This is a genomic window from Dictyobacter vulcani (assembly GCF_008974265.1).
GTDB classification, from domain to species: Bacteria; Chloroflexota; Ktedonobacteria; order Ktedonobacterales; family Ktedonobacteraceae; genus Dictyobacter; species Dictyobacter vulcani.
On record NZ_BKZW01000001.1, the window covers coordinates 1,747,554 to 1,760,330 of the forward strand.

Sequence of the window (12,777 nt, forward strand, 5' to 3'; positions counted from 1 at the left end):
AGTATAGCGGTTGGCACGAGCTGGATAGATGCGTAACATGCACTTTGCAGCACATACTTATTTTGCTGAGCGATCCATCCAACGCTTTTTATAGACGGTATATGTTCGCGTCTGATCAGTCTCTGTATCTTCCAGCGTACATTCCTGCCATTGTGCCTCGATTCCCTGCCCACGCAGGGTCCTGATAGCCACATTGATCAGCGCAGTATCCTGCTTCAGATTCACCCCCGCCAGTTGCTCCGGCGTCAATGTTCCCTCTTGCTCAACTGATTGTTCTTGCCGCACACCACGCAACTTATAATGAATAGCCATACTTCTTTTCTCTCCAATGATCTGGTTTGACCACCACCGTTCTTACTCAACTGGTAGCTCGCTTCTCAATACCTTGTTACAAACAAAAAAAGAAAGCTCGCTTACACTGAACATGGTAATCAACATATAACCCCCATCATAGCATAACCACCATAGATATGTGCGTAGAAACACCGTCGATCCACTACTGCTCTGTCAAAGTTGATGAGAAAGGCAGGGGTGCAACGGGTTACCTTTTGTCATAACGCCAGACAGCATCCGATAGCTTATAATAAACAAGATAGTATATCTGGTAAAACAGCATTCTAAATATTCTATATAACATACAAGCTATTAAGCAGGCGTGACTTGACGCCGACTTATTCCTTAGTTACCCGACCGGCGTGGGAAAGCCCCCCGTCATTTATGCGGGGGATGAGAGCGCAGTTCCTTTGAAGCTGGTTGGGTGGGGTGGACTGAACTGTTGATAATGTACAACATACGTAGTATACTCTTTCAAACGCAGGACAGGTAGGCCAGGATACCATTCAGCAGTCTCTTGAAAGGCAAAGCACACCATGAAGCGAGCTAAGACACCGACCTTTCTCATCGAATTGCCCCTCCAGCTCGATTGGAGCCAGGAAGCCGATCTACGTGCTCACCTGGAAGCGGCTCGGTGTCTGTATAACGCTCTGCTTTCTGAGTGCAATAAGCGGCTCAGAGGTATGCGCCATGATCCGGCATGGGTACAGGCTCGTGCCATCCCTCACGCACACAAACAGGAAAGGGCACATGCCTTTTCTGTGCTGCGTAAAAGGTACCACTTCTCGGAATACGCGTTGCACGAGTATGCAAAGCGTGCCCGTGTCTCGTGGATCGCTGACCATATCGATAGCACGATGGCGCAAACCCTGGCCACACGAGCCTATCAAGCCACCAATCGTGTCTGCACCGGCGGCGGCAAACGGGTACGCTTTCGGAGTAAGGGCCGCGGCATTGATAGCGTGGAGGGCAAGCGGAACAATGTCGGCATGCGCTTTGTGCTCGATCCCAATGCGGGCGATGGCGGCTTTCTGATCTGGAATAAGCACGTCATCCCGGCCCTTATCGACTGGCGTGATCCGGTGGTGCAACATGGCATGCGCCACCCCATCAAGTATGTACGCCTGGTGCGCCGCAAAGCTTCTTCTCCACAAGCTCAGGGGGCCGATAGAAACGGCAACCGCTATTGGGTGCAACTGGTCTTAGAGGGCCATGCTTTCATCAAACCAAAGCACGAAAAGGTGGGGCAGGATACCATCGGCCTGGACATTGGCCCATCCACTCTTGCTCTTGTGCCACGCCAGGGATCAGCGGACCTGGTCACATTCTGCCAAGAAGTCGCGCCCAATACCAGCAAAAAACGCCGATTACAGCGCAAGATGGAGCGCCAAAGACGCGCCACGAACCCCGAGAACTATGACGATGCAGGTCGTGTGAAAAAGGGTCGCTTGCGCTGGAAGGAGAGTAAGCGGTACCAGGCAACCAGGCGACAACACGCCAATACCGAAAGAAGACTCGCCGCTCACCGTAAGAGTCTGCATGGGCATCTGGCTCATCGCGTCGCGCAGATGGGTACGACCATCACCATAGAAAAGACGTCATTCAAAGGATGGCAGAAGCAGTATGGTCGAAGCATGGGTATTCGAGCACCAGGGATGTTTATAGCACATTTGGCCCGCATAGTTGCAAAAACTGGCGGCTCCCTCAACGAAATCTCTGCATTCAAGACAAAACTGAGTCAGTACTGCCATCAGTGTGGGAACTATGTCAAGAAGATGCGATCACAACGCTGGCACGCTTGCTCCTGCGGTTGCGGGCCAGTGCAGCGTGATCTGTACTCGGCCTTCTTGCTTGCCCACCTGGAATCAGAGCAAACCATTCCCTCTATCACTCAGCCTGTCTGGGAAGGTGCGGAACCGCGCCTGTGAGCCGTGATGGAGGGCCTGCAACAACGTGCAAATGAGGGGCAAACCTTGCCTCGAAGCATGGGCTTGTCGGCTTCTCGCAAAGCTGCCCGTGCCGGAGCGCGTCGGCTCAAAAGTCTTGCCTATCCCCACCAAGAGCCGGTTGCTCCTGTGGAGCGAGCGGAAGCGTTGGGTGAGTAACAGGAACCCCCGTGCATGTATGCCGGGGAGGTCTCATATACAATTCAGGTAACATCAACAAGATAGGTAGATAGCAAGTAAAGGGGGGTTGGGTCGCGATGATACCTTCTAAAAATCCATTGACGCTGGAAAATAGTCTGCATGACGGACAAACATTACACAATGGCGAGTATCTCATTAAGCAGTTGCTCATACAGGGAGAAACTGACAACATCTATCTGGCCACTCACACAACGCTTTCGACATCACTAACACTCAAACAAGTACCTGCGGATCAGCCACTGCCCGAAAATGTTCGGGCGGAACTGGATTATATTCTGCATGGGGGTAATATTTCACAACGCGCGGCCCCTGCACATACGCAAGAAATTATGTTTCCAAGCAGCGGTGGCAAATATACAGACCGTTTTCTACGCGAAGCGCTCTTCATGGCGCGCTTGCAACATCCTGCCCTGCCAACGCTCTACGATTATTTTTCCGAGGATGGCTACTGGTATCTGGTGATGGATGCTATGTGTGGTCAATCATTGCAGCACTATCTGCAATGCACTGCCCCGCTGAACTCCCTGGAAGCACTGGGCTATGCCATGCAGTTGTGTGACATACTGGACTACCTCCATCACCAACAACCACCGGTGATTTTTTGTATGCTCCATCCGGATACTATTATGTTACTGCCTGACAAATCCTTGATGCTCTTCAACTTTAGTGGCGCACGCTATTTTAAAGAGCCACGCCCAATCAAACAGCTCTCTGATGATATCCAACCTGTTAACTATGCTGCTCCTGAGCTGTTTATACCACAGGGAACGCTTGATGTACGGGCAGATCTCTATAGCCTGGGCTGTATCCTACGGGAAATGATTATGGGACAGCAAGCAGCGAATGATGATGATGGAAAAGAACAACTGGTCCCCATTTCGACTATGCTCAATGGTCTGATCAAGTTAGCGATTCGGGAAGAGGTCGCTGAACGCTTTCAAAGCGCGCCTGTCTTTTATCTGGCACTGGAACGTGCGTATCGTATTGAGGAGCGTTTACACTATCAACGTCAGCTATTCAATGCGTCATTACAGCCTGCAACCAGACAACACCAGGAGGAGCCAGCGAGTGTTCCTGCCACTGTCGGTGAGCCTGATCCTGATGATGAAACCGAGGTCACGGCCTGCGTACCCGATCTGGAACAACGCCGCCTGACGCGTGAGTCATTACAAAAAACACGCCTGGAACGTTTAGAACAAGAACAATTAGAAGTACATTTTGCGTCGGTGGATGAAAGCCTGCAACGGCGCTCCAGCACCACCCTTTCCCACCTATCCTTGCACACCCTGGAAGCTCCACCTCAACGTCCTGAGCGTGCTCATCTTCTGACAGGCAACCTCTTACACCGCTTGATTCAGGTGTGCTTTATGCTAGCCCTGCTCATCTTTATGTTTTTATCGTCGCTCCTCATCTATACACGTATCCTGCAGCCAGCACAAAAGCATACAGAGATCATCAATTTACCTGCGCAGAAACTGAATACCCCTTTACCAGGCCAGCCCGCAACACTCAGTAATAGCTGGCTGCGGCTTCCCTCACTTCCCCGGGAGCAAGCGGATAACGCTGCGGTCTATGTTGAGGAGCAGGGCCATACGTATGTCTATATGAATGGCGCCTATCACAGTCCCAAACGTCCTTCGTACGATCGCAATCTGTATCGCTACGATGTTGCCACCACTCAATGGGAAGTTGTACCGCTGCAATCTTTTCCAGGTATGATCAATAATGCGGCTGCCGTTGATGAAAAAAATAGTATTTTTTTTACTGCTGGCTATTCATCGGATACCTATACTGTTCCGTCACTACTGTACTGGTATACCTCATTGTAGACTTCGCGTCACTACTTACAGGTATCAGCGACCAACGCCAGATCAAAAAAATTGTGCCCCCACCAACAATCAGCCTTGGTTTTGCCGGCTCGCTTTTTGCGGATAAACAGGGACATCTGTATCTGACACAGGGTTTTATGCAAGCCGGCAATCCCAATACCAGCGCTGGTACTGGCTGGTATCGTTATGATATCGCGACAGAACATTGGCAACGTCTGGCGGATTTACCCGTTGGATTGGGTTATACCGTGCTGGTTGGAGATACGCAGGGACACCTGTTAATTTTTGGCGGATCGGAAGATGCTGGACAGCAGAAGCAAACGAATCACATTTACCGCTATGATATTGCCAGTAACCTCTGGTCCCAGGCACCTACCAGTATGCCTGTGGCTGTCAGTGCTGCCTCCGGCTGTACGGTCATTCCCGGTAAGGTGCTGCTGGTTGGTGGTTATGATAGTACACGTCAACAAGGCAAAGATTCCACCTGGCTGATTGATACACAAACACTTCAGGCTCAGCCCCTGGTACCCTTTACTGCAGGAGGGTCTGTGCTGGGAGCCAGTACCTGTGATGGCCAGGGACGCGCCTACGTGATCCGTGGAGCTGACGATCCACACGTGCCAACCCGTGACTTCTGGCAACTACGGCTTACCGAGCAAAGCCAGACTACTCCCTAGTCTGGCTTCCTCGCTTGCAGCACGTATACCCTTATACGATTTTATGAAAGGTATGCATGCTGCGTATTGAGCTGTTTATCGCTGTTTTTTGTAATGGCTAATCATCATGGTTGTTACTGGCATGTGCAAGCAGATGATTGACACGCTGAAGGTCTAGCTGTGCTTTCTCATTCCTGAAAATGTCACGTGCCTCGTGGAGAGATTGCAGGGCGAGAGCATGGTTTTCAGGAGTGCAAGGACTGGGCCGTAAGAGTATGCCAGCATAACTCTGCAATGAACGCGCATACTCCAGGTTCATTTTGTAATCCCGTGCCTGTTCAATCGAGTAGCGAAGTTGTTCATGGGCTCGCTCATACTGCCCCTGGAAACCCAGGCTACAACCCATAATACAGGTTAAGCGTGGTGTCAGCCAGACAATACCCAGGCGTGCAATCTCTTGCTGGATCGCTGTGGCACCGGCCGCTGCCTGTTCATGCTCTCCTGATAACAATAACACCTCTAACAGGCACACCTGAGCTTCACAATGCGTCTCTGCCTCAATACCATTCATATGTATAACATGCTCAAGGGTATGCCTGGCCCGACTGAGCAAACGCTGCCGCTCATGGGTAAAAAGAGTGGTACCCATAGTACCATAATCCAGTGTTCTGGCCTGCATTAAGCGAATATAACTTAACGTGATCAAGGTTGTTCCTAAATACGGAGGTATGCGCAATGGTCGTACAAGCTTTAAAGAGAGACATAACATTTTTTGTGCCTCAGACAGCTTACCTTGATCCGTCAGAATAAGGGCAAAATAAGAATAAATAAGAACTTTGGCCAGCACAGCATCAAAACGATCGAGCCCTTTCATGGCTTCTTTCATTTCAACTTCAGCATCGCTCAAATCACCACACCTGGCGGCAACCAGGGCCAGATTACATGTGATAAAAGTGGCAAGTGGAAGCTCCTGGATATTCTGAGCTTCAACCAACGCTCTTCTGAATACCTGCATTGCCTGCGTATATTCCGCCCGTCTGAGATAAACATCACCTATATTACAATCCACAATCACCATCTGACGCTTGCAATCGTGTCGTTGAAAAATGCCAGATGCGGCGTGCATATGTCTCAACCCTTCAGTATATTGACCCATCGCACCGGCAATGGTCCCTAAAAGACCATAGATATCCGCCAGATCAATTTCATGTCCGTAGAGAGTGCGTCGCAAAGGAGAGATCTGGGAGTGATTTTTCAGTTCACAGATGGCTTTCTGCTGTTCGAGTACATCTGCCAGGAGTTCACAGGATTGCATGGCGTAAAATTGTGCCTGCTCATAAGAGCCGCTGAGCCTGTAGGCGTAACTATGTTGAAAGTATAGGTGGGCCAGGGCTGCTCCGGCAACTATGCCGTTGGCTTTTAGTAGCAATTCGCCCTGTTCGTAGAAAAGATGTGCTTGCTGGATATTGCCCTGATCATAATTCGCCCGCCCAATGCGGCCCAGCAGGAGAGCTTGAATCTCGATATCCTGTTCTTTTTCTGGACTTGATAACGGTAGCGTCTGCAACTGGTGCAATTCAAGGATGTGAATATAAATAGCACAGGACTCACGAAAGCGCCCTTGCATCCGCAAACATTCGGCCAGATATTCTTGCAACTCAACCATATGCTGCTGATCCGCTTCGGAGGTTTTAAGGCTCTCATTCATACAGAGTTCCAGCTGTTGGATCGCCAGACGATAGTAACGCTCGGCCTCACCATAGGCAAAGAGGGCATAGGCACGATTACCCGCCAGTTGTGCGTAGCGTACAATCAAGGCGGACTCACCACCGCCTTGCTGTAGATGATGAACAATAAGGGCAGCCCCTTCTTCCTCACGATGGGCATATTCACCTATCAGCGCCTGACTGGCACGCTTATGCAGCAATGCTCTTCGAGCAGCAAAGATACTTTCGTAGACGTGATGTGTTAAAAGCGGATGCCAGAAGTGAAAGGTTATATTATGTCCACTACCTTGCTCTGTTAATAAACCAGAGTTCAGGCCTTCCTCCAGAAGCGTCAGCACCTCTTCTTCGTCCAGTTGTTTATCACCAGACTGGAGCATCACCTGGATTGCAACAAATGAGAATGAGCCACCCAGGACTGCACCAGCCCGTAAAAGTTGTAAACAACACGAAGTCAACAATTCCAGACGCTGATTAAAAAGTGCGGTAATGGTCTTGGTCAGAGGAATACGATCAACACTCTTCTGGGAAGCATCTCGCTCTTGCATATTGACCATACGCGCCAGCTCTTCCGCAAAAAAAGGATTACCTGAGGCCAGAGATTGAATCCGTTGTACCAGGACCGGTTCTTTGACTGTCTCTACCAGGCAAGCAATCTGATTGTCCGTCAAAGCGGCGAGGTGGAGTACATTAACCAGCAGTTCTCGATGTAATTGCATCACCTGAGCTCTAAATGGATAGAATGAGGAGAAACTGGTCTCACGGCAGGTACCTAAAAATACCACCGGATGCTCTACCAGGTGGCGGCTAAGATAACTGATCATTTCACAACTGCCCTGGTCAGCCCACTGCAAATCATCCAATACAATCAGGACAGGCCCTTGCTTACTGATATCGGTCAATACAGCCAGTACTGCATCCCAGAGTTTGAGCGGCGCCATATCTGTGTAAGTGGCTGTGCTATCTGACGGCCTCTGAAGGGGAAGTAGAGCGAGTTCAGGTAGCAGAACCATTAAAGGCTGATAAATGGAAGGGATCGATTCTTTTTTGACATCAAACCAGAGATGCTGCTTCATAGCCTGCCGTAAGATATCTATCCACAACTGATAAGGAGCGCCTTCTTGCGCATAGGCCCGGCTCCAGAGGATAAACCAGCCACGTTGATAGGCATCACGGCTGGCCTCTTCAGCCAGTCGGGTCTTGCCAATGCCCACATCACCTGAGAGCACCAGCAATGGTGAGCGCGCCGGTGTGACCCAGGAAAGTCCTGAGGCATAATCTGTGACGGCTTCTGGTGTCCTGGTATAACGCTCAGCGACAAGTAAGGTCTGATGTATGGTACTGAACTCTTGCTGACGCCCAACCAGAGGTCTTTGCCGGGTACGTCCAATGGCAACAATCTCTTCCGAAATAGTATTTTCGGCCTGCTGTGACTCAAGCGCATCTCTGAGGGCAGTGACAAAATCCAGCACATTGGGAAAACGCTCACGTGGATCTTTGGCCAGCGCCTTAAAGACAATTTTCTCTACTCTGGGTGGAATCTCAGGACTGAGCTTACGCAATGAAGGCGGCGCGGCCATCACCTGTTGAACGGCGATACCTGTAGTTGATCCCGTAAATGGCAGTGTACCCGTTAACCACTCATAGATCACAATGCCTAACGCATATTGATCACTGGCAGGACATGGATAGCCCTGTAACTGTTCAGGTGCCATATAGGCAACCGTCCCGGCAATATCTCTTGGACGCGACTGATTTTCACGCGCAAAAACGGCAATGCCAAAATCGCTCAAAAGTAATTCATCACGCGCGCCCAGTAACATATTTTCTGGTTTTACATCTCGATGCACAACACCGTGGGCATGGGCATGTTGTAATGCTTCAGCCACATTTGCACTGTACGTAATAATTTTTTCGGCTGGTAAAGGATGCCCTGGCTTACAGAGGGTGCGCACGCTACCATGAGGAGCATGAGACATAACCAGAAAAGGGGCTCCTTCGTGGATGCCAAAGTCCCACGGGATGCGCAACGAGGTAAACTCAGGCAATGGAATCAATTGAAAACCTCAACAGGAAAAGGAAAGGAAGCAAAAGCCTTGCATCGATAGACTTCGATGAAGAGGTGATGCCCAGCCAGCAGCGCATCGGAAGGGTTGCCAAAGACAGGAAAAAAGGCTTACGCGACGGCTTGAGCAGGAGGGCCAAACGTTTCGAAGAAGCGGACGGGCAGGCCATGTAAAAGAACAGAGAGCCTGGGAGCATCAGCGGAACGGGCATTGCGAGCGAGGCGCTGGGACCAGGAGAGCCGATAATGAGCACGCTGCTCGCGAGTCAGCAGCGTCTCGTCTGGCTTCAGAGGATGTGCTGGCTGTGAGGACTGAGGGCAAGCTTCCCAGGAAAAGGTGGCTGTTTCTCGCCGTAGGAGCTGGGTCCAGTGACGGCGCACAGAGCGACGAGGCCAATCGCGCCAGAGCAAGGGAGCCGACGGAGACACGACGGGAACATGCGGCAAGGATGGCACCGCAGGAGCAGAGAGCGGATCAGGAGGCAGAGGCCAGAAGACGGCACTGACGCGGCGTGGTTTTTTGGTGGAAGGATGTTCTTGACACTGCTCGCGCAAGGGGCAAGCCCGACAGAAGCCAATGCGGCCCGCATACAAGACACGCAGAGAGCCATCATGTTCGGGTCGACGCTCTTGCGCGTACAGCGGATGATCAGCGGGACAGCGCAAGGTACCGTCGGGTTGCAGCGTAAACACTGAGCCAGGAAAACCGCCGGTAAACGAGCGTTTGGCCCACTGCGCAGGACCATAGATTACCGGAGCGGCTGACCCACTGGGAACGGCTGGCTCACTGAGAGCGACTGGCAAAACTGCGTGAGCCGGAGCAAATTCGGTCGTGCGCACTGTTGCGGGAGTCAGATGCAGGCCGAGTTCCATCCGCAGGTTCCAGAGCCACTGAACCAGGATCTGGAAGCATTCCTGTCCCCAGGCCGTGTGAGAGACCCAACGGTCAGCGTCCTGTTCACCATCTTCATCCGCCAGCACGGTTTCAAAAGAACCGCGATGCAGATACACATCCAGGACATCTTTGGCGCTGAAGGCAGGGCAAGGCAGCGTTGAAACAAAGAGCTCGTAGACAGTCTCCGCTCGCTGCTCCCCAACGGAGGGAGGGTCTGAGGTGGCTGGATGGGTCGCCACGATCACGCGTACCAGAGGCCCCGTAGGGGAAAGCGGGACGGCTGGACAATCAAACAGGGTCCGGGTCATCTGGCTTTCGGGGTGCGTACAGGTGGCAGCGGGAGCGGCAGCCAACACGGCCTGCATTTCCGCCACATCCAGCAGGTGGTAATCCTTGTGGCGGGCCACCACTGCCAGGCCCGAGGTGAGGACATCGCAGAGAGGAGCAGCATTGCCATACAGGCCGTCGAGGCGGATGACGATCTGCTGGGCAGGTACACCAACCTGCTTTCCATAGTCGAGCAGAACCTGGATCGCTCGCAGCAGTTCGCCCCGGTAATCGCCGTTGCCCGACCCTCCAAAGGTTCCCAGAAACTGATGGGTATGAGCTTGGAGCACCACGGTCCTGGTGCGTACGACTTCCCCGCGCTTGCGGCCCTGATACCCTTTGGCGCACACCTGGTCAAAGCGACGGCGCGCAGCAGGCAGCGACTCGGCCTGGGGCAAGGCGCGTTGGCGAGCGACCTTTCGGGTGCCATCCACATCCGCGACCAGCCAGCTCTGCCCACACCGATCGATGATCCCGCCGGGATCAGGAAACGACGTGCGGGCCTGCACGTCTTGCTGGAAGAGGGTACGCATGTTTTCGACGCTGGCCTGATCCAGCGCCGCCAAAAAGCGAGAGAGCGCGGAGCGCGAGGGCAAACGCTGGCGGCCAAAGAAGGCCATGAACTCGTCGGCAAACGGCACAAGGCGCTCGTAAAAGGCTTGCAAGGTCGGTTCACCGGAAAGCGCGTAGCCGACGAGGACCACGACAAAATCGATGAGATCGTAGGTCCCCATCCGGGCGCGCGCGAAGCGGACTCGTTGGGTGATAGCCGTGAGAATACCCGTCTGGGTGAGGCTCTGAGCAAAAGCTGCCGCTTCTCCCATCCAATTGGGAGTGGAAGGTTGCGACTCTGGAGTCGTCTGGACGGTGGTGGTCGAATGCGTCATACTAGAAAGGTGTCCTCCTTCTGAGAAAAATTTTGAGGTTTCTTCTCTTATAGGAGACACTTTTTTTTAGCGTTTCGCCAGTCTCTGCGGATCAGTTACAAATCTCGTTGCGCATCCCGTGGGAAAGTCGTGGATCTTAACGATGTTTGGGTGATCCAGATATGCGATAATGCGTGCCTCCGTTAAAAAGCGTTTGCTGTGTTCTTCTGAAAGCTGTATACGTGCTACTTTTAAAGCAGCATGGGTATGCAGATAGATATGTTCTCCCAGATACACATCAGCGAAGCCCCCCTGTCCAAGTAAGCGCATCAGCAGATAATTGCCCAGTTGTTGTTCATACGAAGCATTCATAATCAATCCTCAGATTGTATTACTATAGTTGCCACAAATCTTCTTTCCCACCATGGAAAGATACTCTGACTTTTCCAGGTATTTCAAGAATTCAGGACATTCAGGTATTGATCTTAACCAGCACAGCAATATTTCATAGGGGCAAAAGTCTGGCGGGGAGAGACCTATGCCCTCTCCAAAGGTGGTATACTTATGGTGAGTTTGGGCAATGAGTGAGCCTTAAACCACCAATTCTTCACTAGTAGTAGGGAGTTTTCATGACTGACAATGTAGCACTACAGTTATATACTGTACGAGATGAAACTGCGAAAAATTTCAAAGAGACCCTGCGCGCGGTTGCAGAGATTGGTTATCACGGTGTCGAGTTTGCTGGTTATGGCGATTTCACGTCGAAAGAACTGGCGGCAGTTCTCGCCGAGCTTGGCTTGAAGACGGTTGGTAGCCATGTTGGATTACAACAGGTTGAGCAGGATATTGAACGAGAACTTCATTACTGTCTGGAGATCGGTAGCCCCTATTTGATTATTCCCTGGATCAATAAAGACCTCCTTACCCAGGAAGATTCTTTCAAGAAATTTACTGATCAGCTTAATGAATATGGTCGTGTAACGAAAGAGCATGGCCTGACGTTGGCTTATCACAATCATGATTTCGAGTTTGCCAGAGTTGGTGACGAGACATTGCTCGATCGTATGATCGCTGCGACAGATCCTGCACTGGTCAAATTTGAACTGGATACGTACTGGGCCGCATTTGCGGGGGTTAATCCAATTGCCTTCATTAACAAGCATAGCAGCCGGATCGCGACTTTACATTTGAAAGATATGACTCCCGATCGTAAGTTTACTGAGGTTGGCTCTGGCACACTTGATATTGCTGGCTTCATTGAGGCTGGTCAGGCTGCCGGCGCGACAGCTTTTATTGTTGAGAATGATCAGCCTGCTATTCCATCGCTGGAAAGTGCCCGCCGTTCTTTCGAGAATTTACATAGAAGCTTGACCTAGTTATGCATCTGGAGCGGTATGGGGAGGATTTAGCACACTGAATTTCTTCCTGGCCGCTCCACCAGCGTGCCCACACGGCAGGATGCGGTTCGCCTGTATGGATTTCTGGCACGATAAGGATATCATTCCAGTTCCGTTACATCCTGATATCCATCAAGAGGAGAGCTAAGCATGACTGACCTGACATCGATCCCTGATTTTGATGAAGTGACTGCCTTCATTAAAGAGCGCGTTGAAGCCATGCGCACACCCGCAAGTCAATGGGCGGATCTTGCCAGGCTGGCAATTCAGGGACTCCCACACGATGTACATCGTCTGGCCGAATTGGAGAAGCGCATCAATGCGATTCGTGGCGAACTGCGTCGCGTGGTTCTTGCCGCCTCTGAACATTTCTCAGAAGAACAATTGAATGATCTGCGTAAACGTGTGGGCATGAGCAAGACCGCCTGGCGCGCCGCCAAGTCTAAACGGGCCGTAACTATCAAACATGGTTTTTCACTCGTCATTTATTGAGTATGCATTTTCTAAGTATCACCTTGCCCACAATTAAAGGAAGTAA

At 51.4% G+C, this 12,777-nt stretch carries 8 protein-coding genes and 1 pseudogene; 5 read left to right on the forward strand and 4 right to left on the reverse strand.

From position 1 onward, the window contains the following. Positions 1–57: 57 nt before the first annotated feature. On the reverse strand, positions 58–312 hold the full coding sequence (locus KDW_RS07300; RefSeq protein ID WP_151755348.1) for a hypothetical protein: 255 nt from the start codon (positions 310–312) through the stop codon (positions 58–60). Between the two features lie 557 nt (positions 313–869). Between KDW_RS07300 and KDW_RS07305 the strand changes: the two are divergent. The 3 genes and pseudogenes from KDW_RS07305 (at position 870) to KDW_RS07315 (ending at position 4,986) form a co-directional block, all read left to right on the forward strand. Next, positions 870–2,438 (forward strand): annotated as a pseudogene (locus KDW_RS07305) (nuclease/transposase family protein). A 98-nt stretch (positions 2,439–2,536) separates the two neighbouring features. Further along, on the forward strand, positions 2,537–4,309 hold the full coding sequence (locus KDW_RS07310; RefSeq protein WP_151755349.1) for a protein kinase domain-containing protein: 1,773 nt from the start codon (positions 2,537–2,539) through the stop codon (positions 4,307–4,309). Positions 4,310–4,362: 53 nt separating this feature from the next. Continuing rightward, the gene (locus tag KDW_RS07315) at positions 4,363–4,986 is read left to right on the forward strand and encodes a Kelch repeat-containing protein (protein WP_151755350.1); all 624 of its coding nucleotides are present in this window, start codon (positions 4,363–4,365) and stop codon (positions 4,984–4,986) included. Between the two features lie 97 nt (positions 4,987–5,083). Here KDW_RS07315 and KDW_RS07320 read toward each other — a convergent pair whose 3' ends face one another. From KDW_RS07320 to KDW_RS07330, 3 genes are all read right to left on the reverse strand, one after another. Further along, positions 5,084–8,746 (reverse strand): ATP-binding protein, encoded by a 3,663-nt coding sequence (locus KDW_RS07320; RefSeq protein ID WP_307767733.1) that lies wholly within the window; start codon positions 8,744–8,746, stop codon positions 5,084–5,086. Between the two features lie 119 nt (positions 8,747–8,865). Continuing rightward, a complete protein-coding gene (locus KDW_RS07325) occupies positions 8,866–10,863 on the reverse strand; it encodes a hypothetical protein (protein ID WP_151754490.1) in 1,998 nt (665 codons plus the stop codon). Between the two features lie 66 nt (positions 10,864–10,929). Next, on the reverse strand, positions 10,930–11,214 hold the full coding sequence (locus tag KDW_RS07330) for a protein kinase domain-containing protein (protein WP_151755352.1): 285 nt from the start codon (positions 11,212–11,214) through the stop codon (positions 10,930–10,932). 257 nt (positions 11,215–11,471) lie between these two features. Here KDW_RS07330 and KDW_RS07335 point away from each other — a divergent pair, with 257 nt between their 5' ends. After that, positions 11,472–12,218 carry a sugar phosphate isomerase/epimerase family protein gene (locus KDW_RS07335; protein WP_151755353.1) on the forward strand — a complete coding sequence of 249 codons (747 nt, stop codon included), beginning with the start codon at positions 11,472–11,474 and terminating at the stop codon, positions 12,216–12,218. A gap of 171 nt (positions 12,219–12,389) precedes the next feature. After that, positions 12,390–12,731 (forward strand): hypothetical protein, encoded by a 342-nt coding sequence (locus KDW_RS07340; protein WP_151755354.1) that lies wholly within the window; start codon positions 12,390–12,392, stop codon positions 12,729–12,731. Positions 12,732–12,777: the final 46 nt, after the last annotated feature.

Coding starts and splice junctions, on each gene's coding strand:
- KDW_RS07300 (WP_151755348.1), bottom strand. CDS start 312: ATGGCTATTCATTATAAGTTGCGTGGTGTGCGGCAAGAACAATCAGTT.
- KDW_RS07310 (WP_151755349.1), top strand. CDS start 2,537: ATGATACCTTCTAAAAATCCATTGACGCTGGAAAATAGTCTGCATGAC.
- KDW_RS07325 (WP_151754490.1), bottom strand. CDS start 10,863: ATGACGCATTCGACCACCACCGTCCAGACGACTCCAGAGTCGCAACCT.
- KDW_RS07330 (WP_151755352.1), bottom strand. CDS start 11,214: ATGAATGCTTCGTATGAACAACAACTGGGCAATTATCTGCTGATGCGC.
- KDW_RS07335 (WP_151755353.1), top strand. CDS start 11,472: ATGACTGACAATGTAGCACTACAGTTATATACTGTACGAGATGAAACT.
- KDW_RS07340 (WP_151755354.1), top strand. CDS start 12,390: ATGACTGACCTGACATCGATCCCTGATTTTGATGAAGTGACTGCCTTC.